The organism is Aerococcus sp. BD502 (genome assembly GCF_057919555.1).
Window position 1 is genome coordinate 21,771 of the sequence record NZ_CP147972.1, and the last position, 26,306, is coordinate 48,076.

Annotated in this window: 20 protein-coding genes; 7 read left to right on the forward strand and 13 right to left on the reverse strand. The window is 40.8% G+C overall.

Annotation, left to right across the window (positions count from 1 at the left end):
- Positions 1–122 precede the first annotated feature (122 nt).
- Both WF803_RS00110 and WF803_RS00115 read left to right on the forward strand, forming a co-directional pair.
- Positions 123–1,478 carry a MurT ligase domain-containing protein gene (locus tag WF803_RS00110; RefSeq protein ID WP_489611119.1) on the forward strand — a complete coding sequence of 452 codons (1,356 nt, stop codon included), beginning with the start codon at positions 123–125 and terminating at the stop codon, positions 1,476–1,478.
- Entirely contained in the window at positions 1,478–2,137 is a 660-nt protein-coding gene (locus WF803_RS00115) for a type 1 glutamine amidotransferase (protein ID WP_489611120.1), read from the forward strand. The genes WF803_RS00110 and WF803_RS00115 overlap by 1 nt, the downstream gene beginning before the upstream one ends.
- Before the next feature lie 11 nt (positions 2,138–2,148).
- Here the strand turns inward: WF803_RS00115 and WF803_RS00120 are convergent, their stop codons facing one another.
- The 4 genes from WF803_RS00120 to WF803_RS00135 are packed head-to-tail and all read right to left on the reverse strand — an operon-like array spanning position 2,149 to position 9,057.
- The gene (locus WF803_RS00120; protein ID WP_489611121.1) at positions 2,149–3,309 is read right to left on the reverse strand and encodes an AI-2E family transporter; all 1,161 of its coding nucleotides are present in this window, start codon (positions 3,307–3,309) and stop codon (positions 2,149–2,151) included.
- Positions 3,310–3,346: 37 nt separating this feature from the next.
- On the reverse strand, positions 3,347–5,149 hold the full coding sequence (locus WF803_RS00125; RefSeq protein ID WP_489611122.1) for an ABC transporter ATP-binding protein: 1,803 nt from the start codon (positions 5,147–5,149) through the stop codon (positions 3,347–3,349).
- Positions 5,136–6,878, reverse strand: coding sequence for an ABC transporter ATP-binding protein (locus WF803_RS00130; protein WP_489611123.1), 1,743 nt, complete (start codon positions 6,876–6,878; stop codon positions 5,136–5,138). The genes WF803_RS00125 and WF803_RS00130 overlap by 14 nt, the downstream gene beginning before the upstream one ends.
- Before the next feature lie 13 nt (positions 6,879–6,891).
- Positions 6,892–9,057, reverse strand: coding sequence for a Tex-like N-terminal domain-containing protein (locus tag WF803_RS00135; protein WP_489611124.1), 2,166 nt, complete (start codon positions 9,055–9,057; stop codon positions 6,892–6,894).
- A 176-nt stretch (positions 9,058–9,233) separates the two neighbouring features.
- Here WF803_RS00135 and WF803_RS00140 point away from each other — a divergent pair, with 176 nt between their 5' ends.
- Together WF803_RS00140 and folP are read left to right on the forward strand one after the other, a co-directional pair.
- Positions 9,234–11,885: a calcium-translocating P-type ATPase, PMCA-type gene (locus WF803_RS00140; protein WP_489611923.1), complete on the forward strand. Its 2,652-nt coding sequence runs from the start codon at positions 9,234–9,236 to the stop codon at positions 11,883–11,885.
- Positions 11,886–12,016: 131 nt separating this feature from the next.
- Complete coding sequence (gene folP / locus WF803_RS00145; RefSeq protein WP_489611125.1) at positions 12,017–12,985, forward strand: dihydropteroate synthase; 969 nt, start codon at positions 12,017–12,019, stop codon at positions 12,983–12,985.
- Positions 12,986–13,036: 51 nt separating this feature from the next.
- Here the strand turns inward: folP and WF803_RS00150 are convergent, their stop codons facing one another.
- From WF803_RS00150 to WF803_RS00160, 3 genes are all read right to left on the reverse strand, one after another.
- Positions 13,037–13,717 carry an amino acid ABC transporter ATP-binding protein gene (locus WF803_RS00150; protein ID WP_489611126.1) on the reverse strand — a complete coding sequence of 227 codons (681 nt, stop codon included), beginning with the start codon at positions 13,715–13,717 and terminating at the stop codon, positions 13,037–13,039.
- Between the two features lies 1 nt (position 13,718).
- Positions 13,719–15,206, reverse strand: coding sequence for an ABC transporter substrate-binding protein/permease (locus WF803_RS00155; RefSeq protein ID WP_489611127.1), 1,488 nt, complete (start codon positions 15,204–15,206; stop codon positions 13,719–13,721).
- A gap of 90 nt (positions 15,207–15,296) precedes the next feature.
- On the reverse strand, positions 15,297–15,992 hold the full coding sequence (locus WF803_RS00160; protein WP_489611128.1) for a dihydrolipoamide dehydrogenase: 696 nt from the start codon (positions 15,990–15,992) through the stop codon (positions 15,297–15,299).
- A gap of 163 nt (positions 15,993–16,155) precedes the next feature.
- Here WF803_RS00160 and WF803_RS00165 point away from each other — a divergent pair, with 163 nt between their 5' ends.
- Complete coding sequence (locus tag WF803_RS00165) at positions 16,156–17,388, forward strand: O-antigen ligase family protein (RefSeq protein ID WP_489611129.1); 1,233 nt, start codon at positions 16,156–16,158, stop codon at positions 17,386–17,388.
- A 44-nt stretch (positions 17,389–17,432) separates the two neighbouring features.
- Here WF803_RS00165 and argS read toward each other — a convergent pair whose 3' ends face one another.
- Entirely contained in the window at positions 17,433–19,130 is a 1,698-nt protein-coding gene (argS, locus tag WF803_RS00170) for an arginine--tRNA ligase (protein ID WP_489611130.1), read from the reverse strand.
- A gap of 230 nt (positions 19,131–19,360) precedes the next feature.
- Between argS and WF803_RS00175 the strand changes: the two genes are divergently transcribed.
- The gene (locus tag WF803_RS00175; protein WP_489611131.1) at positions 19,361–20,215 is read left to right on the forward strand and encodes a hydroxyethylthiazole kinase; all 855 of its coding nucleotides are present in this window, start codon (positions 19,361–19,363) and stop codon (positions 20,213–20,215) included.
- Between the two features lie 64 nt (positions 20,216–20,279).
- Here the strand turns inward: WF803_RS00175 and sufB are convergent, their stop codons facing one another.
- From sufB to sufC, 5 genes are read right to left on the reverse strand one after another with little or no spacing between them, the layout of a single operon-like run.
- Positions 20,280–21,680, reverse strand: coding sequence for a Fe-S cluster assembly protein SufB (gene sufB, locus WF803_RS00180; RefSeq protein WP_489611132.1), 1,401 nt, complete (start codon positions 21,678–21,680; stop codon positions 20,280–20,282).
- Between the two features lies 1 nt (position 21,681).
- Positions 21,682–22,134 carry a Fe-S cluster assembly sulfur transfer protein SufU gene (gene sufU, locus WF803_RS00185; protein WP_489611133.1) on the reverse strand — a complete coding sequence of 151 codons (453 nt, stop codon included), beginning with the start codon at positions 22,132–22,134 and terminating at the stop codon, positions 21,682–21,684.
- A complete protein-coding gene (locus WF803_RS00190; protein ID WP_489611134.1) occupies positions 22,131–23,354 on the reverse strand; it encodes a SufS family cysteine desulfurase in 1,224 nt (407 codons plus the stop codon). Before WF803_RS00190 ends, sufU begins: the two co-directional genes overlap by 4 nt.
- On the reverse strand, positions 23,344–24,624 hold the full coding sequence (gene sufD / locus WF803_RS00195) for a Fe-S cluster assembly protein SufD (RefSeq protein ID WP_489611135.1): 1,281 nt from the start codon (positions 24,622–24,624) through the stop codon (positions 23,344–23,346). The genes WF803_RS00190 and sufD overlap by 11 nt, the downstream gene beginning before the upstream one ends.
- Before the next feature lie 4 nt (positions 24,625–24,628).
- On the reverse strand, positions 24,629–25,408 hold the full coding sequence (gene sufC / locus WF803_RS00200; RefSeq protein WP_489611136.1) for a Fe-S cluster assembly ATPase SufC: 780 nt from the start codon (positions 25,406–25,408) through the stop codon (positions 24,629–24,631).
- A gap of 143 nt (positions 25,409–25,551) precedes the next feature.
- Between sufC and WF803_RS00205 the strand changes: the two genes are divergently transcribed.
- Complete coding sequence (locus tag WF803_RS00205) at positions 25,552–26,289, forward strand: gamma-glutamyl-gamma-aminobutyrate hydrolase family protein (RefSeq protein WP_489611137.1); 738 nt, start codon at positions 25,552–25,554, stop codon at positions 26,287–26,289.
- Positions 26,290–26,306 lie beyond the last annotated feature (17 nt).

Below are 26,306 nucleotides of genomic sequence, written 5' to 3' on the forward strand. Positions count from 1 at the left end.
TCTCATGCTTTTAAGTTATTGTAAAATAGAGAAAGGATAGTCGCACATCTCGGATAAATAAGGTAAAATAAATTTTTGAAGTCATTTAATTCAATGAATGTCCGCCATGAAAGGATTTGACCATGAAACTTCGTGCCATGTTTGCTAAAACTATTGCTAAATTTTCTTACTGGATTTTGAAAACCTTCACTGACGGTGGCTCCAGTTTTCCCGGAAAAGTAGCAATGAAATTAGATCCCAATATTTTATCTGAATTGGCCAAGAATTATCGCGTCGTAATAATCACCGGAACCAATGGAAAAACGGTCACGACAGCTTTGATCACTCAGATTTTAAATCAGAAATTTGCCAATACCATTACCAATTCAACAGGTTCGAATATGCTCCAAGGGATTGTATCGACCTTCGTCAATGCAAAAGTAGGCACTAAACATTCAGATCAGAACCTGGCTATTCTAGAGGTTGATGAGGCTAGCCTCCGCCGCATCACAAAATTTATTAAGCCTGAACTGATCTTAGTGACTAATATTTTCCGTGATCAATTAGATCGTTATGGCGAAATTTATACGACCTATCAATATATTCTTGAAGGAGCTAGGCAAGCTCCTGAGGCAAAATTAATCCTTAATGGGGACCTTCCCCTGCTGCATAGTGAAGAGACTAAAAATCCACAAATTTATTATGGCTTCGCTAATCAGCAAAAAACCACTCTAAAAGATGCCCCTCATAATACTGATGGTATTATTTGTCCCCAATGCGAGCAAATCCTGTCTTATTATATGCTTACATACAGTAATCTAGGAGATTACCACTGTGCTCATTGTGGCTTTAGCCGGCCACCATTAACGTATCAGGTCGACGGCATTAATGACTTAACACCAGATAGTTCAACGTTTACGATTGCTGGTGAAGAATTCTATCTGCCCGTTGCCGGTCTTTATAATATCTATAATGCGTTAGCCGCCTATGCCGTGGCCCTAGAATTTTCGATGGATCCGCAAACGATTCGCCAAGGTCTCGCTGCCACGAAGCGTGTTTTTGGACGCCAGGAAGTTATTCAAACGCAAGGGAAAGAAGTTCATCTTAACTTGATCAAAAATCCCGTCGGCTGTAATCAAATTATTGAACTCCTAAAACTCGAACAGCGCCCCTTTTCATTGTTGGTTTTTCTCAATAGCCAGCCCGCTGATGGCCGTGACATTAGTTGGATTTGGGATGCAGATTTCGAAGCTATCCAAGCTATTTCGAGTTGCCAGCAGATTACAGTAGGCGGCGAGCGGCAAGAAGATATGAAAAAACGGCTAGAGGTTGCTGGCTTAGCAAACAAAAATTTGCAGACTCTAGATGCTGAAGTGGTAGACGCTATTCATAATAATCAAGAACAGACGATTTATATCTTAACGACTTATACCGCTTTGCTAGAAATCCGCGAGCAACTGGCCAAAGCTGGAATTATTAAGGAGCGCATGCAAGCATGATGCTTAGAATATGTCATTTATATGGAAACATGTTAAATACTTACGGCGATAATGGAAATCTTCTCATGCTTCAATATGAAGCCCGTCAGCGAGGGATTAAGACAGCTACTACGCTCGTGTCCTTAAAAGAGCCTTTTAATCCTGATGACTTTGACTTTGTGTTTATTGGGGGTGGCCAAGACTATGAGCAAAGACTAGTTGCTCGAGATATTCGTCAAAAAAGATCCGCTTTAGCGAATTATATTGAGCATGGTGGCCATTTATTAGCTATTTGTGGCGGCTTTCAATTGCTCGGCCATTATTATGAGACCGTTCAAGGAGAGAAATTAGCTGGCAGCGGCTTAGTGGATTGTTATACTACCCAACCCCAAACTGATACAAGACCCCGTCTCATTGGTGATATTGAGATTTACCAAGAAGAGTTTTCCCTGAAGCTTTGCGGTTATGAGAATCATGCGGGAAGGACTTTTTTAGGACCAGAAACGAAGCCTTTAGGCAAAGTAATTAAAGGTTTTGGTAATACCGAGACGGAAGGAGTAGAGGGTTGCCATTACAAGAATGTCTACGGCACCTATCTTCATGGTCCCTTTTTAGTTCGTAATCCGCAATTTACAGCACTACTCATCGATCATATTATGCAAAATAAAAAGGAGGCTTAGCCCTCCTTTTTCTATTCCTCATATAGGCCTGAGACATCACGATACCATACAAAAATATATTTTATGGCTAACTTCAAAATGGCATATAGAGGAATAATAAAGATAATCCCGAAAAGACCGAAACTTTTCCCACCAGCAATGAGCAGTAACATGATGGTGACTGGGTGAATATCCAAATTATTACCAAGAATTTGTGGTGAAATAATTCTAGATTCAATAGTTTGCTCCACTAAAAATACGATTAATACTTGCACAACCATCCAAGGGCCTTGAATAGCTCCAATGATAAAAGCTGGAATCATAGCCAGAAAAGATCCTAGATAAGGAATTAAGTTTAAAATTCCAGCGAAAAAACTGATTAAAAAGCTATACTGAAGGCCGATGATATTGTAGCCGATCATAAACATAATAGCTACGGCAATTCCAATCATAACCTGCCCGCGAATATAGGCACTGATTTGTAAATTCATTTCTTTAACCAATTGTACTGTCGCGTGACGCATCTTTATTGGTATAAAACGTTTGAAGTAGCCTTCAAATTTAGGACTATCCTTGAGTAGATAAAACAAAAGAATCGGGGCCGTAAATAAAGCGAGTAAGACATTAGTTACAGCATCAAAAATCGACCCCAGTCCAGAGACTGCTGAACTCCAAAGTGTTCCTAAATGAGAAGAGCTAGTTTGCAGCCAATTTTTTAACCAATTTTCCGACCAAGCCAAAATACTAGCAAGCCAATTGGAATCATTTAAAGCTAGCATTTCATCATAAACTTTAGCCCAAATGTCCCGCCAATTCTCAATAAGCGCTTGCGATTGGGTAAAGAGGATGGGTAATAAAGTAGCTAGGAGCACGATAAACAAAGCGAGCAAAATTAATACTAGCCAGGCCCCCCACATGCGACGCCAATGGAATTTCTTCTCTAAGAAATTAACCAAAGGAACAGTCATATAGTATAAAGTTCCCGCAATAACGACGGGCATCACCATCGTCCCAATGAAGTGGCCAATCGGTAATAGCAGATAGGTTATTTTGCTGCACAGGTAAATGAACAGCACAAGTAAAATTAAAATAACCAAAATTTGCAGCCAGCGATTATTTAAAAAGTCACGAAAACGATAAAACCAGGGAGAGGTCGGTTTTGAATTTTTATTAGTCTGTTTATTGTCTGCCATAAGATGTTATTCCCCTTATCATTCATTCAGCATTTCATTAGTAGGACATATCAAAATCTGGCGTTTCCTCCTTCTCATGGTTAAACTGGCTATTATACAAGTCGTAGTAAAAACCCCCCTGCGCCATTAATTCCTCATGGGTGCCATGTTCGACAATGTCACCTTGCACCATAACTAAGATTTTATCTGCATTTTTTATTGTACTTAAGCGATGCGCAATAACGAAACTTGTGCGTCCTTCCATTACATTTTCCATAGCTTCTTGAATCAATCGTTCTAGGCGGGTATCAACGCTTGAAGTTGCTTCATCAAGAATTAAAATATTGGGATTAGATAAAACTGCCCTTGCAATCGTCATTAATTGCTTTTGACCTAATGAAATATTACTGGCCTCTTCGTTAATTTCCATCTCGTAGCCACCCGGTAAAGTTTGAATGAAATGGTCGACATTAGCGACTTTGCAAGCTTCCACAACCTCATAATCCTCAGCCTCTAAAGCCCCAAAACGAATATTTTCCATAATGGTATCGTGATAGAGCCATGCATCTTGGAGAACCATGCCAAATTGAGCCCTCAATTCCTGCCGAGTTAAATCCTTAATATCAACACCATCTATTTTAATTGCCCCACCAGTAACATCATAGAAGCGCATCAGCAAGTTGATGAGAGTGGTTTTACCAGCCCCAGTCGGCCCCACAACAGCAATCGTTTCTCCAGGCTGAGCCGTGAAGTTAACATCCTTCATTAATATACGATCAGCCTCATAGCCAAATTGTACATGTTCAAAACGCACTTCGCCTCGAATAGGTTGGGGTAAATGCTTCAAATGTTGGGGCTTTTTTTCATGATCTTCATCTAAAAAAGTAAAAATACGGCCGGTAGCGGCAAAAGCGCTTTGTAGGACACCGAGTAATTGAGAGATGGTATTAATCGGTTGATAAATTTGACTGACATACATGACAAAGGCCTGGAAGTTCCCAATGGTTAATTCACCCGCCAAGGTCAAATAGGTCCCAGCCAAGGCAACTAATACGTAAAAGAAGTCGGTCACTCCCCCCATTAAAGGTTGTAGGACGGTCGATAAGAAACTTGATTTAAAACCAATATCTCTTAAATTCTTATTTCTTTTTTTGAATTCTGCAATCGATGTTTCTTGTTGGCCATAAACCTTAATCTCTGTAAAGCCTGATAACTGTTCTTGCGTAAAACCAAAAAGATGGCCTAAGGCATCAGCTTGTTTTTTAAATATCGGTTGTGAATAACGGATGACCCAGTATCCTAAGAAATAATTAATCGGTAATAGCAGTAAAATGAGGCAAGCCATTCGCCAATCAAGCACCAGCATCATGATAGCAGTCATCATAATTTGCAAAGCACCAATAAAAATTTGTAAAATCGATTGCTGCATAGCATTTTGTAAGGCCTCGACATCATTAGTCATTCGGCTCACAATATCACCAATTTGCTGGGCATCAAAAAAGGCAATCGGTAAAGCATTGACCTGCTTCGAAATATCTTGGCGGAGATCATAAATCGCTTGCTGCGTGACATTGGTTAGGTAAAATTGGCCGGCATACATGCCCCACCGGTAGAAAATTCCTCGGACATAATATAACAGGAGTATAAGCAATAAGTATTGAACATTGAGGTCAGCCATGGGCTTTCCTTGCACTAATGCCACCGCATTATGGGCCACTTCTGTCAACGCTAGACCAAATATATATGGTTCAATAACACTCGCAAAAGTCATCAATACCGTACCAAATAAAGCAAGGAAAAATTGCCAGCGATAAGGCCGAATATAGTGCCATAAGCGTAGTAATGCATTACTCTTCTTCATCTAAACCCAGCTCCTTCCTACTTAGTTGTGAGGTAGCAATATCATAATATAAAGGAGAATTTTTAAGCAGTTCTTCATGCTTACCTTGAGCGACAATTTCTCCTTTTTCAAGGACTAAAATTTGATCTGCATGCATGATCGTTCCTACCCGCTGGGCAACAATAATAGTGGTCGCATTTTTGGTCTCTTCTTTTAGTGCTCGCCGCACTTCGATATCCGTTTTATAATCCAGGGCTGAAAAAGAATCATCGAAAACATAAATTTCACGATCACCAATGATGGAACGTGCAATGGATAAGCGTTGCTTTTGGCCGCCGGAGAGATTACTACCTCCTTCTGCGAGATGAGTTTTAAATTTGCTTTCTAAGCGGTCAATAAATTCTTTGGCTTGACTCACATCCGTAGCATGCTCCATTTCTGGTTCTTCTGCCTTTTCGTTGCCGTAGCGCAAATTCCATGCAATATCTCCCGTAAATAAATTAGTTTTTTGGGGTGTAAAACCAATTTTAGAACGTAAAACATCAATGTCTAAATCACGAATATCAACACGATCAAGCAAAATCCGGCCCTTACTCACATCATAAAAACGCGGAATTAATTTAATAACGGTGGACTTTCCTGATCCTGTTGAACCAATAAACGCAACTGTTTCTCCGGCCTTAGAGGAGAAATTAATATTTTTTAAAACGGGTTCATGGGCATCGGGGTAAATAAAATCGACATGCTCAAAAGTCAAGTGACCGCGCCCGTCTGTTTCCATAATAGGGTCACTCGCATTTTTAACTGATATCGGAGTGTCCATCACTTCTTTCAAACGATTAGCTGACACCGTTGCTTTGGGATACATCATAAAGATATTGCCAAAAATCATGAGGCTAAATAAAATTTGAAATACGTATTCCACAAAAGCATAGAGATCCCCCACTTGAATTCGGCCATCATAAACAAATGTAGAGCCTACCCAAACAAGCATAATAATGGCAATATTGATTGCAAAGGAAAACAGAGAAGGCATTAATGCCATGATTTTAAAAAGCTTCTTAGAATAATCACGATATAAACCACTCACTGCTTCAAAGCGTTCTGCCATAAATTCTTCACGATTAAAAGCACGGACAACCCGATTCCCCACAATGTTTTCACGTAAGACTCGGTTAATGGCATCTAACGTCGTTTGCTGTTTTTCAGAAATTGGCAGTGTCACTTTTGCAATCAAAATAACCAGTAAAACGACAAAGGGAGCCACAGGAAGAACATAAGCCCCTAAGGCAGGAGAGATTCGGGAAATCATGACAATGCTCCCTACAATCATAAAAGGAGCCACGGAGAGAATTCGGAGCATCACTTGTAAAAATTGTAAAACAATAAAAGCATCAGTCGTTATACGCGTTGTCAACGACGGGACGCCTAACATCTGAAACTCATGGTGAGAGAGATGCTGCATTTTCGTATAAACATCATTGCGAATAACCATCGTAATGTCATTGACTATTTTGCTGAGATAATAACTTCCAATGACCTGGCCCGTTAAACTCAATAAAGCCAGGCCAATCATTAGTATAATAGGCCATAGCAAAGCATTTAAATTTCTGGGGGCGAGAACATGGTCAATAATATAAGCAACTAAGGTAGGCTGACCAATCATCACCACACTAAAAGAAAGCATACTAATGAAGAAAATAAGTAATTCCTTTTTATATAACTTTAAATACTGCCAAATAAAAGACATTCTTTCACCTCTTCTACAAGACATCACTCGGTGGTAATAAGCTTAAGCTAATTCGCTCACGTTCGACATCAACGGATAGACACCAAATATCAACAATATCGCCAACTTGGACCACTTCATTGGGATGATTGACAAATGTAGGACTCATTTTGGAAATATGAATTAACCCATCCAGTCCGGCACCCAGGTCTACAAAAGCCCCAAAATCAACCACGTTCCGCACGACCCCTTGGTATTGACCGCCAACTTGCATGTCCTCAAGTTTCAATGTTCTTTTCCGTAAAAGTGGACCATCATATAAGGATCGCGGATCTCGCCGGGCACTTAGCAAGGCTGCTTGAATATTTTTAATTTTTTCTTGGGAACAAGAAGACTTATTCGCTAATTCGCCAACCGGCCATTCCCCAATCTCTGCTCGGGTGTGGCTAGTATTTAATTCCTCTAAATTGAGAGCGGTTATTTCAAATAGTTTTTGGGCCAAATGATAATCTTCTGGGTGCACTGGAGTCGCATCAAGGGGATTCACACCGTTTAAAATTCTTAGAAAGCCAGCTGCTTGCTCATACGTTTTAGGGCCGACTTGGGGCACTTCTAGGAGTGTTTCTCTTTTGATAAAAGCCCCATGCTTTTTCTTAAATTTCAGTATTTCTTCAACTTGCCGCTTCGATAAGCCTGAAATGTGTTGAAACAAGGAAGCACTAGCTGTATTTAAATCCACTCCGACTTGATTCACAACCGTCTTGACAATAAAATCCAACTCATCCTTCAACTTTTTAGGATCAACGTCATGCTGATACTGCCCCACCCCTATAGCTTGGGGATCAATTTTAACTAATTCTGCTAAGGGATCCTGAAGCCGCCTGGCAATACTAATGGCTGAGCGTTTTTCCACAGGTAGGTTGGGAAATTCTTTCCGGGCCAATGCACTAGCAGAATAGACAGAAGCGCCGCTCTCATCCACAATGGCATAGGGAATGTTGAGCTGATACTTTGCCAAGCACTCACTAATTAATTTCTCAGTTTCTTGGCTGGCCGTTCCGTTTCCAATTGCCACACAAGCGATCTGATTTTCCCTAATCAAACGGGCACAGACATCTTGGGCCTGACACCAATAATTTTGGGGGGCATGGGGATAAATCACTTCTTCGGTTAAAAAGTGTCCAGTTTCATCAATTGCGGCTAATTTACATCCTGTCCGATAAGCGGGATCAATTCCTAGAATTCGTTTTTCTTTTAGAGGAGGCTGCATCAGTAAATGGTATAAATTTTGACCAAAAGTTTTAATCGCTTCGGCTTCGGCTTGATCCTTTAACCGACTGATAATTTGGCGGCGAGTCTGTGGAAAAATAAGTCGGCTGTAGGCATCTTGATAAACTTCTTTTAAAAGATAATCGACCGATGAATTATCCTTGTGTATGGGAAAACCTAAGGATGTAAAGGATATTTCCTTAGGAAGATGCAGAGTCATCCGTACTATTTTTTGCTTTTCTGCACGTTCTATCGCAAGAAATTGATAGCCTTTTAAAGCTGCGATAGGAGACGAAAAATCAAGGTAATTGTCATAGACTCCCTTGGTATCCGCGGCTGCTTTTTCTCCCTTCCCTGTTCGTAACTCCCCACGTTCATAGAGAACTTTTCGAACTGTCCTTTTTATTTTAGCGCTCTCACTTAATTTTTCACACAAAATATCCATGGCCCCTTGAAGAGCAGCTTGGGGAGTTTTAATTTTTTGATTAAGATATGCTTTGGCTTTTTCTTCAGGTTTTTCCTGATAAGGACGATCCCATAACCACTGGGCGAGAGGTTCTAAGCCCGCTTCTTTTGCCGTTGTGGCTCGTGTTTTTCGTTTAGGACGATACGGTGCATATAAATCTTCAAGTTCCTGGCGATCATCTGCTTTTTTAATTTTTGTGAATAAGGCTTGCCCGCCGATATTTTGCTCTTTTAATGAAGATAAGATACTCAATTTTCTTTCTTCAAGTTCCTTGGTTTTAGAAACAACCAACTCAATATTTCTCAGGTCGACTTCATCCAAATTTTGAGTGACTTCTTTTCGGTAACGAGCAATAAAAGGAATCGTATTTCCTTCCGACAGCAAATCTAAAGCAGCTTGGACTTGCGAAATTTGATATTGAGGTAGCTGTTTGGCTACTGCGGTAGATAATTGTTTGTTTTGCATACGACCCTCCTTTAATGATATAAACTGACTACCTATATTGTATCATGATCTCAGTAGCTTTTAACATTGCTTTTCTCCTAGGGGTCTTCTATACTTGACGTAATTAAATGAAATTATATTATGAGTCAGGAGTGAAATTTGTGAGCAGAGAAACCGCTAAGAAGTCTTATTATTCAATGGATATCAACAACGTTTTTGAACTAATTGATAGTAAACCGACTGGCCTCCAGGAAGATGCCATCCAAAACCGTTTAGAACAATATGGTTTGAACGAAATCAATAAAAAAGAAAGGCAAAGTCTCTGGCAAAAATTTATAAACCAATTTAAAGATGCCATGATTATTATTCTTTTACTAGCAGCCATTCTATCGATTGTGCTCGAAGGAGCCAGTGGGTTCTGGGACGCCGTCGTTATCTTGGCTGTTGTTTTAATTAACGCTATCCTTGGGGTGGTTCAAGAAAATAAGGCTGAAGAAGCAATTGAATCCTTGAAGAAATTATCCGCTCCACATGCTATGGTCATCAGAAATGGACAAGATCAGGAAGTGGAAGCGGCGCAACTTGTCCCTGGTGACATTGTCCGTTTAAACGCTGGTGACGTGGTGCCAGCAGATATCCGTTTATTTGAAACCAGTGATTTACAAATCGAAGAAGCTGCCCTCACTGGCGAGTCTCTTCCCGCTAATAAAACAACCGATGTGATCCAAGCAGATGCTGTACTAGGAGACCAAAGCAATATGGCTTTTTCTTCCACTCATGTGACCTATGGACGGGCCTTAGGTGTTGTGACAGCTACAGGAATGGCGACGGAAATTGGTAAAATTGCTTCTATGTTGGATAAAACAGAGCAAAAAAAGACACCTCTTCAGGAAAACCAAGACCAGCTAACTCATTTTTTAACCATTGCTATTATTGCCATTGCAGTTATTATTTTTATTATTGGTGGCTTTTTCCAAAGCAAGCCATGGATCAGTATGTTATTAACAGCTATTTCAGTGGCGGTCGCCGCTCTACCGGAAGGCCTCCCTGCGATAGCTACTATTATTTTAGCCCTAGGAACACAAAAAATGGCTAAAAGAAGTGCTCTTATTCGTAAGCTCCCAGCTGTGGAAACTTTAGGTGGCACAGAAATTATATGCTCAGATAAAACTGGGACTCTGACCCAAAATCAAATGACGGTGGAACAACTCTATTACTATGGCCAGCTCCACTCAGCAGATGAAAAAACTCCTGAAATTTTACTTAAAATTATGAGTTTTGCTAATGATGCGAAACAAACTGAGAAAGATGGTTTTCTCGGTGACCCTACTGAAATTGCCCTCTTGCAATTTGCTGGGAAACAAAAGTTTCCAGTTAATGATTATTTAATGAAACAGCCACAAATAAAAGATATCCCTTTTGCTTCTGAACGAAAAATGGCTAGTAGTATTCATAAAAATACTGATGCTAACATTACTGCGTCTCATGTGATTTATACAAAAGGTGCCCCTGATGTCCTATTGAAGCATTGTTCAAAGCTAGCGACTCCCGAGGGTGTTAAGCCGATGACAGCAAAAGATCGGCAGGATATTTTAGTTGCTAATGACAAAATGGCTAGTCAGGCTTTGCGAGTACTAGCTTTAGCTTATCGCTATATCGAAAACGGTGAATACGAAACCGAAGAAGAAACGCTAGAGAATCATTTGGTTTTTGCTGGTTTAGTCGGCGAGATTGATCCCGAGCGTCCAGAAGCTAAAGATGCTATCGCTAAAGCCCAAGCAGCCGGTATTGATATTATTATGATCACAGGGGACCATCAAACAACAGCAGCCGCTATTGCCAAAAGATTAGGTATTCTGACAGCCGATCATAACGAGAAACATGTCACAACGGGGGAATATTTAGATCAAATTGACGATGAGACCCTTGAAAATGAAGTGGATCAATATGTCGTTTATGCCCGCGTTGCCCCTATTCACAAAGTTCGTATTGTCAAAGCTTGGCAAGCGAAAAAGCACAATAAAGTGGTGGCGATGACAGGGGATGGCGTGAACGACGCTCCTTCCCTGAAACAAGCGGATATTGGCATTGGTATGGGTATTACCGGCACCGAGGTTTCCAAAGAAGCTGCCGACATGGTTTTAGCTGACGATAATTTTTCAACTATTGTTAAAGCTGTTGAAGAAGGCCGGAAAGTCTTTTCTAATATCCAAAAATCTGTGCAATACTTGCTTGCAGCAAATCTTGGTGAGGTTCTTACCCTATTTATTGCCACCTTGTTAGGTTGGACCATTTTAGAACCGGTTCATATTTTATGGATCAATCTAGTTACTGATACTTTTCCAGCCATTGCCCTGGGGGTAGAAGAAGCTGATGATGGTCTTATGGCGCAAAAGCCGAGGGGTCGGCAAACCAATTTATTATCGGGTGGGGTTCTACCAAGCATCATCTATCAGGGAATTTTTGAAGGAGGCATCAGCCTGTTTGTTTATTGGTATGCCCTTCATCAAATGCAAGTGAGCCAAGCTGATGCGGAAGCCATGGCCTTTTTAACTCTATCCTTTATTCAATTGGTTCATTCCTACAATTGCCGATCCATCCATCAATCCTTAGCTCATATCGGCTTATGGACAAACAAATATCTCAATATTGGGAACCTGCTCTCTACAATTTTACTACTGATTACTGTGTTCCTCCCTGGCTTGAATGAAATTTTTGGTACGCATCACTTAGTTGGTGACCCGATGGCTTTAAAAATGTGGACCGTTATTATTTTGGCTTCACTCTCTATTATCCCCTATGTGGAACTAGTAAAATGGTGGATGAGAAAAAGTAAATTAAGTGAGTAACTTAAATATCAACCGGGATGACTAGAAGGAAAGCCCGGCCTACATTGACAGAAGTAAACCGCTCTGCTATATTCATTTTGGATAGCAAAGTTAATTGTCATGTATTTTTTTAGAAAGTTGGGACAAGGTTTATGAAACCATGCTTTAAATTTCGTGCGCAGACGATCTCTTTTAATGAGCCCACCCAAATTGCCGGGATTGTTAATGTTACTCCTGACTCTTTTTCTGATGGAGGACATTGGTTTGGAAAAGAAGCAGCCGTTAAACATGCGCTGGAATTAATTGACCAGGGAGCTGATATGCTCGATATTGGTGGCGAATCAACTCGGCCAGGTTCAACTTATGTTCAAATTCAAGAGGAAATTGATCGAGTTATCCCTGTCATCAAGAGTCTCAAAGAAAAAACAGATATCCCACTCTCGATTGATACCTGGAAAGCCCCAGTAGCTGAAGCAGCAATTGATGCTGGAATCGATATGATTAATGACATCACGGGGTTTCTTGGGGACAGCGAGATGGCTCAGGTTGTCAGCCAAAGCGATGTGGGAGCCATTCTCATGTTTAACCCTGTCATTGCGCGTCCTAACCACCCTGGATCAAAAATTTTTCCCCATTTCGGCGAGGGAAGTGCTTTTACCGAGCAGGAATTATCTGAGAATCTTGAGCTGCCTATTACTGAACTAATGGTTAGATACTTTAAAAAAGGCATTCAACGTGCCCAAGCAGTCGGTCTTCCAGCAGAAAGACTTATTCTTGATCCAGGTATCGGCTTTGGCTTAACAATGAAAGAGAATCTTCAGCTTATTCAGCATATTGATGTGATTCATGACTTGGGTTACTCTGCTTACCTCGGTGTTTCTCGTAAAAGATTCATCCAACATATCATTGGAGATCTTGGCTATGAAAATGATCCAGAAACACAAGAGGGGTTTTCAAATCGAGACCTAGCCTCTTCTTATTTATCAGCTATCGCACAAATGCAGGATGTGCAGGTTGTTCGCACACATAGTATTAAGGAACACCGGCTAGCTTTAGCGGTCGCCAGTCATGTTCACTATTCTGATAAGGAAGATGACATTAATTTTGCAGCCTATAAATAAAAACTACCCTAGCGAAGTATGAGGATCGCTAGGGTACTTTTATTTTTTCGGTTAGATTTTATTCGGCGGACCCACAGCAATGATCTGCCCATCTTTCATCTTCATAACAATATCAGCAATCTGTTGAGCAAAATCAAGCTCATGGGTTACCAGCAACATCGATCGATTCATCATAGGAATTTGAAGTATGAGATCTAACACTTCTTGGACATTAGTCGGATCTAAGGCTGAAGTGGGCTCATCTAAGAGTAGTAGCTTCGGCTCTGCGGCTATCGCTCTAGCCAAGCCGACACGTTGCTGCTGGCCACCGGACAATTGGTGGGGATAAGCCTCACCGTAGTGGGCAAGGCCTACCCGCTCAAGGTGCTCGAGAGCTTTATTTTTTGCTGTTTTAAAGTCAAGGTGCTTCACAAGGAGTAAATGCTCCATCACATTCTCTAGGGCTGTTTTTTTAGAAAATAAAGCATAAGATTGAAATACCATGGCTGTTTGCCGGCGTAGCCAGAGAATATCGCCTTGTGTAAATTGAGACACCGTTTTCTGGAAATTTCCAAATTGCAGCCGACCAGAATCAGCGGGAGATAAAAAATTAATACTCCTCAATAACGTCGATTTCCCAGAACCACTGGGTCCAACGATAACCCCCACTTGCCCCACCTCTAACTTTAGATTGAGGCCATTTAAAACGGTTTGCTGCTCGTAAACCTTCGTCCAATCTTCTAATTGTAACATCCTACAAATGCCGCCCTTCAATATCAAATTTATGTTCCAAGCTTTTCAAAGCCGCTTCAATAACTAAACACAATAACCAGTACAGCAAGGCGACGGCCATATATGCTTCAAAATAACGGAGGTTCGCACCTGCTAAAATTCGTGCTTCTCCCATAATATCAACAATAGTTACGGAAAAGGCCAGCGAGGTGCCCTTAAGTAGCATTAATAAACTATTCCCGATGTTTGGGATGGCTTGAACGATTGCGTTGGGTAAAATAATGCGCCGCAAGATTTGAAATTCCGTCAAGCCGAGCGAACGAGCTGCCTCAATTTCTTGGTAATTAACCCCATGAATCGCAGAGCGAAAGATTTCTGAAGCATAGGCTGCCTCATTCAATGCAAAAGCCAGTAAAACGACATAAACAGCAGAAACCTGCTTGTAAGCTAAATTTAGCTGCCACCATTGGTTCATAGCTTGCATTAAAATAGGAATACCATAGTAAGCTAAAAACAGTTGCACTAATTTGGGTGTCCCCCGCATGAAAGAAATATACAAGCGAGCTAAGGGCCTGAGTACCGGTATTTGATAGACTTGAATTAAGGCTAGCAATAAACCTAAGAGTAAACCTATTACGGCAGCAACAATAGCAATAAACAAAGTCATGGGGAGTCTTTTTAGTAATTGGAGAAAAATTTTAGGAATTAAAGAAAAATTGATCCACTGGGCTTGCGTTGCTTCCTTTTTTTCTACAGACTGGTCATCTGTTGCTGAGGCTTTCTGCTTTGAGGTATGACTTCTTTTACTCAAATATTGCTCGCGAATGGCTTGTAAAGAGCCATCCTTTTCCATGTCAGCCAATACTTGGTCAATATCATCTCTTAAAGCTTTTTGCTCGGGACGAAACAGCAGGTAAGATCCTGGCGGCCGGATAGCTTCTTCATTTTCAATCGGACTAGCTTTTAAGCTGAGTCCGTAAGTATTTTCGACATCAGTTAAATAGGTCGTATTGTAAATTGTCGCCGCAAATTGCCCGGTAGCTACCCCTCGAATCAAGGTGGTAGGATCCGACTCCACATATTTTATGTCAATTTGCTCGTTAGGATTTTCTTTGTTCCAGTTTTCTAAATATAGAGCTTGAGGGGAAGCGGGGACGACGGCAATATCTTGGCCAGCTAAATCATTGATGGTTAAATCAGCTGCCTTAGGATCAGCGGTAATTAACACGTTATGAGTAATGAGATAGGGCCGTTTCGAAAATAGATATTTTTCCTTTCGCTCTGGGCTCTCACCCAGGTTATTAACTAAAATATCGTAGTCACCAGCATCCAAACCAGCAAACAAGGAACTGAATTCCGTCAGACCATACTGAAAAGAAAGATGAGGTAGCCTGCGGTCTACCTCATTTAGCATGTCAATCTCCAAACCCGTAAGTTTACCATTTTCAACATAATTTAATGGCTTGGTTTGACCGGACGTGCCAATGTTAATGACCTGCGTTTTGGCCATTACTGAATCGGTCCCAAATAATATCGTTAAAAATGAAAATAACAAGCTTAAACAATAAAGTAACTTTTTCAATCTTTACCTCATTCTAATTTAAATGAAGAGATTAAGAATATCTTTCGCTGTCATACCAAACATTATTTTCTTATCCTCTTCTTTTTCCTTACGCTCAAGATATTCTTGACGGGCAGTATTTGTCGTTATCCTGAGTCCTTTGTGAGCAAGATGCGCTTGGGCTTGTATTCTTTTGACTTGAGATCCATTCTTTTGACCTTCTGGCTCACGAATAAGATACACAAAGGGAAAAGTTTCAGTGGCTAGCACCTCTGAACGATAGCTGCCGTGGTTATCATAAGCTTTTAGCCAGAGTCGACCCTGCTCATCATAGCGGTAGGCATAAACGACTAGCCAATGGTTTTTATAAGATGAACGCAAAATATCCATCGTGCCGACAATAAAAGGACCATAGCCTGCCGCAAATAATTGGGGAAGATGTTTTTCAACAAGCCAGCCGACCTTGGCAACATAAGGTGTATGTTCTAAAATACCATCCACTCCTGCATGAATATTCCAAGCAAAAGTACCGGGATGTAAATGATGATCATCGACAGCTTGCTTTAAGCCCGCCAGTAGTTGCCTTTTATCGAGGGAAATGCCTTTATCGTATAAAACACGATCATGCACTAAAACAGCTGCACAATAAGTGCCGCAAATACCTGGCGAGCTTGTATTAATCCAATCCTTATACTTTTCGAATCGTTCTTCCTCAAAACCTACCCAGTGCGTCATGGCTTGACTTCCTTTCACTAATCTATCATTCTTTGCTTGATTCTAACATAGTAGCCTTTGGTGTTAAGTTAGAAGCTTTTAGCTTTCAGCCTTAAGACTATTATAAGCATAAAGAGACATGCGTTCCATAAGGAAACATGCTATGATATTCTATATCATAGAAATGGGTGAAGATATGACTTATCAATTATCAGATGGCCTTCCCTGGTCACTGGAAGCTCTTTTAATCACCATCCTTTTACTAGGTAATTTTTTCCCCTTCTACATCGCCTTAGCAGTCTTTGCGGTTGTATTTATTATTTTAGGGATGACCAATTGCTTTAAGCCAAGTTTTATTAATTTACAGGCCGAGCAAGTGATGACCTGGATCTTTATTTTCTACACCATGAGCATTAGTACTATTTTCCAAAATTGGATTGGCCTTTTAATTAGTTTTGGTTTCTTATTTGCCTTTCTAATCTTTGCTTATTACGAGCGAGCCATACGTCCTTATTTTTTTGAAGATTTGATGAATATCTGCCTTTTGGCCAGTATGATCCTTTTCATCTTCGCTCTTCTAGAGAATTTTAAATTTATCCCCGAATGGGATTATACCTTCATATCGAAAGCCATGAGTAAAACTCATCCAAATCGAGTTGAGGCTACTTTTTTTAATCCTAACTACTATGCCATGATGCTGGAATTTTTCTTCCTCATTGGCATCTATAAGCTTAATCATAGTAAAAAAATTCGAAAAAAGATAACCTATGGCCTGATCTCAGCGTGCAATTTGCTTGCTATTATTTATACCGGAAATCGAACCAGCTATGGCGTTTTAATATTCTCCATCTTGGTTTATTTCTATGTCTTAGGTTATAAAAAACAAGCTGTACTTTCTTTTATCACGATGCTCGTGGGACTCTTATTATTAATCCCCACGGACATATTGCCCAGAATGGATGATTTAAATTTTGCGATTGGTGACCGCTGGTATATCTGGCAGGGAACGCTCAGTATGCTAAAAGATAATTTATGGTTTGGCCAAGGCCCCATGACCTATCTCCATATTCGTCTCCAGTATCCAGAAGCAAAAGGAACGGTTTACCACGCTCACAATCTCTTTTTAAATATGTGGCTCGATTTTGGTCTCGTGGGTTTAAGTATTATGGCTTATCCTCTGCTTGGCTATATTAAGCTTTTAAATCGTATGAGATATTTCCCCCGCTTGCGCCCTCGACTAGCCTTAGTCATGAGTTTTTGGGCAACTGTCCTTATTCATGGGCTAACCGATGTCACAATCATGTGGATTCAAACCTTATTCTTATTTGCTGTGGTTATTTTACCGATTCGAAATATGGTTTCAGAGTATGAACAAGAGAAAAGTTCTAAAGTTCATCATCCTTTCTATAGCCAATAGCAAAAATCCTATCGCCAGATGGCGATAGGGTTTTTTCGTAAAGCTTACATTTTTTCTGGCGCTTGGATCCCAAGAATCTTTAGACCTGAAGTCAAAACGAGGGAGACCGCTTTTACAAGAGCGAGACGATGATGTAGCCCTTGATCATCCGATAAAATGCGTGTATGGGCATAATAACGATTAAAATTTTGGGCCAAAGCCAGCAAGTATTTAGAAATGACACTGGGTTCAAATTCACGGTAAGCTCTTAAAATGGTATCAGGGTAATTATGCAAAGTTTTGACAATAGCAAAAGCCTCATCGCTCATTTTAGACATTGCCGCAACTTCAGCTTGTTGACCATTCTGTTCTGCTTTACTGAGAATGGAATGGCAGCGGACATTAGCATATTGCACGTAAGGTCCTGTTTCACCTTCAAAATGGGTAATTTCTTGAAGGTTAAAGTCATAGGAGTTGCGGCGATCATTCCTCAAATCAAAGAAAATGACTGCTCCTGTTCCTACGGCACGAGCCACTTCTTCCTTATTTTCTAATTCGGGATTTTTCTCTTCAATTTGCTTTTTGGAAAGGGAAATCGCTTCATTTAACACTTCTTCAAGTAAGACAACTTTCCCTTTTCGGGTTGATAATTTTTCCCCATCCTTCGTCACTAAGCCAAAAGCAATATGATGAATATCCTCAGACCACTCATGCCCCATTTCCTTCAAGACTGCCTTTAATTGCTTAAAGTGGTTAGCTTGTTCAGAACCCACGACATAGAGTGATTCGTAGAAATTATAAGTTTTTTTCCGATATTCGGCAGCAGCCAAGTCACGGGTCATATACAAAGTGGCGCCATCGGATTTTTTAATTAAAGCAGGATTTAAATCATATTGAGACAAGTCAACAATCTCCGCGCCTTGATCTCTTTTCAGTAAATTTTTATCCTTAAGCTCTTGAACAATGGCCTCCATTTTATCATTGTAGAAGGATTCCCCCGCGTAAGAATCAAATTCAATCCCTAACTTCTTATAGGTTTTATTAAATTCTTCGAGGGATTCTTCACGGAACCATTTCCAAAGTCGCGTCTCTTCTGGGGCTCCGTCTTCTAAAGCTTTAAAGGCTTCTCGCCCTGTATCCTCTAATTTAGGGTCGTGTTCAGCTTCCTGATGAAACTTCACATAGAGTCGTAATAGTTCCTGAATGGGTTCTGCTTTAATTTTATCTTCAGTTCCCCATAGTCGGTAAGCCACAATAAGCTTCCCAAACTGGGTTCCCCAGTCACCCAGGTGATTGATCCGTACCGGTTCAAAGCCGACAGCTTCTAAAATATTTCCAATAGCATTACCAATAACCGTAGAGCGAAGGTGTCCCATTGACATGGGCTTAGCAATATTAGGGCTGGACATGTCGATAGGCACTTGTCGACCTTGGCCAAGGTCTTGTCTACCATAGTTTGTTTTAGCCGTTAGAATATACTTAAGAACTTCACTACTCATTTTACCGCGGTTGAAGAAAAAATTGATATAGGGCCCAACAACTTCAACCTCGTCGATCATGGGATCTTTTAGTTTAGCAGCCAGGTCTTGGGCAATTTTGGCAGGGGCTTGCCGAAGTTTAGCTGCTAAAATAAAGCAAGGAAAAGCTAAATCGCCGTGATCGTCATGTTTAGGTTCTTCTAATGTATTTTTAATTGTAGAGAGCGCTATATCACTATCAATAGCGGGTTGCAATAGTTCGGCAACGTATTGCTTGATATCCATCGAATATGCCTTCTTTCCTTAGTCATTTTACTTAATCATCATTATCTTAGCATAGAGAGAGAGCAATTAAAATACAGCACTTATGAAAGCCAAACAAAAATACAAGTTATCTTAATAATTTGCCCTATCCTCATTGGTTGAAATCCTTTACAAATATGCTATAATGAAAGAAAATATCTATTCATGATTATAAAGTATTATCATTATATTGTTCTTTTAAGGAGAAAACAATGTCTAAATCCTTTGCCCGACTTTTCAGTCGTATTTTTGTGTACCCTTGGCCTATTCAATCCCATCCACTTATTCAATGCTTTTCAGATCACGCCACGGCGGAATTAATCTATAATACGCTCATTTCGGTAAAAGCTAATCCTTTATTATGTGAGCAGAAATACGCTTTTGAGGAAGCTCTTCCTATTACCAAAGGCGTTTACCTTAATTTAGGACATCATACACCGGGTAGCGAACATCTTCATGAAGAAGTCGTTGCTCTAGCTAATCGATCCCATACTCCGATTGTGGTTGATTTAGTTGGCGTTGCAACCCTAGCTTCACGGCAAAACTTCGCGTCACAATTATCTTTTAATACCCCTTCTATTATTAAAGGCAATTACAGTGAAATGCTTAAATATTGCGAGTTAGCCGAACACTTACGCGGCTTTCATTCGCCACGTGCCGATCAAACCCGAGAAAAACAGGATCTCCTCGTGAAAGCTTTAACCAAAAAGGCCAAAGCTTCCCCCCATACCACTTTTGTAGTCACAGGGGAAATTGATATTGTTGTCGATGCCCACTATGCGATCGCCTTAGAAAACGGCAGTGACTGGCTTAAGAATTTTGCCGGCGGTGGCTCAGCAGTCGGTGCTATCATCAGCGCTTTAATGGCAGAAGGTTTAAAGCCCTTGCAAGCAGCCTTGTTGGCGATTAGTTTTTTCAATCGATGTGGCGAGATTGCTCGTGCGAATTTAAAGGAAGATGAAGGTTATTTAATCTTTCGACTCCACACGCTTGACCAACTCTCCATTATTAGGGATCATCCTGACTGGCCTACTGCCATTAAGGGGCATATTATTAGCCAGCAATAAGATAATAAAATAGCAGAGAAGCCGATGTGATATGCTCCTCTGCTATTTTTTCTGCAATGGTCAATTAACCAACTGAGCCTTCCATTTCATAGCTAATCAAACGATTCAATTCGACAGCATATTCCAAAGGTAACTCCTTACTAAACGGCTCCACAAAGCCCATAATAATCATTTCGGTGGCCTCTTCTTCACTTAAGCCACGACTCATCAAATAATAGAGTTGCTCTTCAGAGATTTTTGAAACCTTGGCTTCATGTTCGAGCGAGACATCAGAATTATGGATTTCATTGGTCGGAATGGTATCTGATTTAGAATCTTTATCGATTAAAATTGTATCACATTCAATATGCGACTGACTGTTTTTCGCCTGTTTATTAAAACGGACATCACCCAGGTAGTCCGTAATCCCTTCCCCTTTAGCAATGGATTTCGAAACGATTGAACTGGAGGTATGAGGGGCATGGTGATACATTTTTGCACCCGTATGTTGGTGCTGTCCGGTATTGGCAAAAGCAATTGACAGCATCGTTCCGCGTGCGCCTTCACCGTCCAGGTAACAGGAAGGATATTTCATCGAGAGTTGCGCTCCTAGGTTACCATCTACCCATTCCATGGTCGCATTTTTACCCACTTTAGCTCGTTTAGTCACCAAATTATAAACATTGGAAGACCAATTCTGAATGGTTGAGTAGCGGCAATACGCGTTTTCTTCGACGAAAATTTCTACAATAGCCGCATGAAGACTAGCTTCTGAGTAAGTGGGCGCTGTGCAGCCTTCGATATATTCCACACTTGCGCCTTCATCCACAACAATTAATGTCCGTTCAAATTGCCCCATGGCTCGGTCATTCATTCGGAAGTATGTTTGCAGGGGGATTTCTACTTTAACGCCTTTAGGAACATAGATAAAAGTGCCCCCTGACCATACACAAGAATTTAAGGCCGCTTGGAAGTTATCGGATGGCGGCACCAGTTTGCCAAAATACTTTTTAAATATTTCAGGATGCTCTTTTAAGCCGGTATCCGTGTCTAAGAAGATAACTCCTTGATCTTCATAAATTTCCTTTGTGTTATGGTAAACAGCTTCGGACTCATATTGAGCCACGACACCTGCTAATTGCTTTCGCTCGGCTTCTGGAATCCCGATGCGTTCAAAGGTCTCTTTAATTTGTTCTGGTACATCATCCCATGAACGGGCGGCTTTATTGCTCTTCCTCTTATAGAGACTAAAATCGCGTAAATCTAAGTCGGATAAATCGGGCGCCCAAGTAGGAATATGACTTTTTTCATATTGCTTTAGACTACGTAGCCGAAAATCACGCATCCATTCCGGCTCATTTTTTTCCTTTGAGATATCGCGAATCACTTGTTCATTGACTCCTGTGTGGGAACCAATTTCCTTAATTGAGGCTACATCGTCATGAAAGCCATATTGATAATCATTAATCAATGGAGTTTTAGACATATTAGCTCTCTCCTTCTTTCGTTAGTGCTTGCGCCAAAGCCTGCCAGGCCAGGGTGGCACATTTCACGCGAGCAGGGAATTGACGCACCCCGACAAGTAAACTAGCTTCACCCAATTTTTCTTCTAAATCACTTTGCTCAGGCTCCTCTTCAGCGATTAACATCTTTTGAAAAACATCATGGAGGTCCATCGCTTCCGAAAAATTAAAACCTTTAACTTTTTCACACATCATACTGGCGCTTGCCATAGAAATTGCGCAACCTTCGCCAGTAAAGCCAATTTCTTTAATTTTTTGATCCTCTGTTTTTAATTCAATATGTAAAACATCACCACAGCTGGGGTTATAAATATCCACTTTACTCGTTGGATCAGTAAGCTTATGGCGATGGCGCGGTTTTTGGTAATGATCCAAAATGACCGCTTTATACAGGGAATTTAAATGACTTAAACTCATAAGGTAAAGAACTCCTTAACTTCTCGGATCGCTGTGATAAAAGCTTCTAAATCTTTTTCGGTATTATAGGCAGCAAAACTAATGCGGGCGGTGGCCGGTACATCCAACGCTTGCATCAACACTTGTGCGCAGTGATGCCCTGCCCTAATAGCCACGCCACACTGATCCAAGCCAGTTGCCAAATCATGAGGATGAACCCCTTCAAGGTTAAAACTGATCACACCATGTCGATAGGACCCATTGAAGTTTTCGGGGCCATAAATTTGTAGGTCAGAAATATCCTGCATTTGCTGCAAAGCCATTTGAGTTAGATGTTCCTCATGCTTAAGCAGATTTTCCATGCCCCCAATAGATTTTAACCAGCGAATGGCGGCCGCTAAGCCGACAGCCCCAGCAATATTTTGGGTGCCTCCCTCAAAACGGAAAGGTGGCTCGGCCCATTGACTCTCATAAGGGCTAACTTTGGTAATCATTTCACCGCCCCATTCAATCGGCTGTAGGCGATCCAGCCATTGTTTCTTCCCATACATTACACCGGTACCCGTGGGACCATACATTTTATGGCCGCTAAAGCAGTAAAAATCAATATCGAGATCTTGAACATCCACCGGCAAGTGGGGGACAGCTTGCGCACCATCAACTACAATCATGCCGTCATTTTGATGCATGACTTGCGCCAAGTCTTTAATCGGTTGTTCAATTCCTAGCACATTCGAAACATGATGAAGGGCTAGGAGTTTGGTTCGTTCTGTTAAACATTCAGAAAGATCAGCTTTTTTATAAGCTTCGTTTTCTTTAAAAGGAAGGTACCGCAATTTTAAACGATGCTTTTTGGCCATTTGTTGCCAAGGAATAAGGTTAGCGTGATGTTCAGCAGGTGAAATTAAAATTTCATCACCAGGCTCTAAGACCTGCTCAGCTAAGAGATAAGCTAGCCAGTTCAAGCCTTGTGTTGTTCCTCTGGTAAAGATAATTTCTTCCCGATTTTGGGCAGCAATAAAGTCTTTGACAACATCACGGGCTTCTTCATAAGCCGCTGTCGCTCGTCCAGCTAAAGTATGGACGCCTCGATGAGGATTAGCATTATTTTGTTCATAATAGGTACGCAGTGCGTCTATCACTGGCCGTGGCTTTTGAGTTGTAGCAGCATTGTCCAAATAAACAAGCGGATGTTCATTGACTTTTTGCCCTAAAATTGGAAAATCATCCTTACAGTTCATCGTGATCACGTAACTTCTCATCAATCAAATCGAGGAATTCTTGCCGCAGATCTTTGTCATGGATTTGAGCTAAAACTTGGCCAAGAAAAGCTTTAATGACTAAGCGTCTGGCCTCATTCGTTGAAAGCCCCCGACTCATTAAGTAATACAGCTCTTCTTCGGCAACTCGGCCTACCGAAGCAGCATGACCTGCTTTCACATCATTTTCATCGATCAGTAAAATCGGATTAGCATCACCGCGGGCCGCATCAGAAAACATCAGTAGACGTTCTTCTTGCTCGGATTCTGAGCCATTAGCCCCTCTAAAAATATGACCAATCCCATTAAAACTTAGGCGAGAATGATCTAAAACTACCCCTTTTTGTAAAATATTACCATTGGTATGGCGGCCATAATTATTAACCGTGACATTGGCAATCTGTTGATGGCGATCTTCTGTTATAGATACAGCATGAACATCAGCCATTGCCCCCTCACCTCGTAAGTCGACGAGGTAATTAGTAATGACCTGGCCATGATTAAATAGCCCATTCGTGACATTTAATTTCGCATCATTGTAGAGCTGGGCCCAGCGATTAACAAAGCCTGCTTGGTTCGAATTTAAAGTATCAACCGGGTGATAAGAAAGAGTAGCGCTATTACCCATAAACAATTCGACATGCATGTTCAAACTGTTTGCCTCTGCCCCATAACTTGAGGTTTTTTCAATAATCTCACAGGTGGTTTCGTCTTCAAGGACATAGAGCAGATGCGGATTAAAGGCACTCTCTTCTTGATCATTTTTAACTAAGTTAACTGTTAGAGCTCCTTCGAGCTGCGCTCCTTTAGGAACATAGAAAAATATCCCATTCGTTAAGGCTGCGAGGTGATAGCCAGTCACTTTATCCAAATCATAATGATCGATAATATTTTTAAAGTATTTGAAAAAAAGATCTGAATGCTTTTTTATCGCTGTTTCAATATCTTCGAGAATAACGCCCTGTTTTTTCCAGGAATCAGCAATACGGTAAGAAACCATTTTTTGGCCATATAAAGTGATGGAATTATCCATATTTATAGCTGTTAATGTTTCAGGAACGGTCTTACTTTCTGGAATAATAGGGTCAAAAAGCGCCCAACGATCATAGGACACTTTAGTGATTGGCGTGAGTAATGTTTTTTGATAAGCCTCAAAAGCATCTTTCCTAATGGTCTGCAAGCTTTCAGGCTCAGCCTTTTGACTAATATATTCGGCGATCGGGGTAAAATTATCTAAAGCTTGGCGCCGCATAAATTTAACCCTCCTGTTCTTCGTACTTGGTCTCGTCTTCAACTTCTTCAAGTAAACCTTTGTAGCCTTCCTTCTCTAGGCGTTTGGCCAATTCAGCATCACCAGATTTAGCGATGCGGCCATCAACCATAATATGGACGCGATCAGGCTGGATATAGTTAAGCAAGCGTTGGTAATGGGTAATAATTAAACCACCAAAGTTTTCCCCGCGCATACTATTGACGCCCTTGGCCACTACTTGCAAGGCATCGATATCAAGACCCGAGTCAATTTCATCTAAAATAGCGATAGCGGGTTCAATCATCAGCAATTGTAAAATTTCATTACGTTTTTTCTCCCCACCTGAGAAGCCCTCATTTAAATAGCGTTCAGCCATCGCTTCGTCCATTTCCAGCAAGGCCATTTTTTTATCTAATTTCTTGATAAAATCCATAACGGAAATGGGCTCCCCTTCTGGTCGTTGAGCATTAATTGCTGCACGCATAAATTCAGCATTCGTTATCCCAGGAATTTCAGCGGGATATTGCATCGCTAAAAATAAGCCCAGACGAGCGCGTTCGTCAGTCGCCATGCCAACAATTGACTGGTCATCAAGGAGAATATCTCCTTCTGTAATTTCATAAGCGGGATTCCCCATAATGGCTTCCGCTAAAGTCGATTTACCGGTTCCGTTAGGGCCCATGATCGCGTGAACCTCATCAGGATGGATTTCTAGGTTAACTCCTTTTAAAATTTCTTGTTCTTCAATTTGCACATGTAAATTTTTTATTTTAAGCGTTGCCATAGCTGCCTCCTATTAAAATATTCTTTTCTAATTCATTTTAAGATAAATGAAATTTATTTTCAATTGTGAGCCAAACACCTTAACTTTCGCTTTTTATACAATTCCAGTATAATGAGCTTAACACGAAGATGGAAGTGATACGAATGACAAAATATCGCATTGGGATAACTAGTAGCATTGGTCTGGATGTTGATGACTGGCTGGAATTTGCTAATGACCAAACGCCGCGGCAGTTTAGCGCTTGCCTAAGAGCTAAGGCTTGCCTGCCATTTATCATTCCGACGGGAACGACAAGCGAAGAAGCGGAAGCCTATATGGCACACCTCGATGGGGTTATATTTACCGGAGGAAGTGATATTAATCCTCTTCTGTATAATGAAGAACCCAGCATGAAGCTCCATCAAACCAAATGGGAAAGAGATCAATGGGAAAAACGACTCTTTGAAGCTTGTGAAAATAATAAAAAGCCAATGTTGGCGATTTGCCGGGGAATGCAATTAATCAATGTTTTATTAGGGGGAAAGCTGTATCAGGACTTAAGTGAAATTGATCAATCGCCAATCGTTCAACATATTAAAAATGGCAGCCGTTATATATACCCGCAACACAGTGCTGAAATTGACCCACATAGCTTTTTAGGGCAAATTTTTCCAGAGCAAGATACGATTTTTATCAATTCTTACCACCATCAGGCTGTCAAGACTCTCGGTAATGACCTAAAGAAAATTGCTTGGGCCAAGGATGGTATCGTTGAAGCTTATGAACGCCAGGGTAGCTTGGAATTAGCGCCAATTTTAGGAATTCAGTGGCATCCTGAAGTCATGGCCATGGCGTCTAAAGAAATGGAAAATATATTTTCTTGGTTTAATCACGTCATTTAAAAAGACCTGGACTCCAT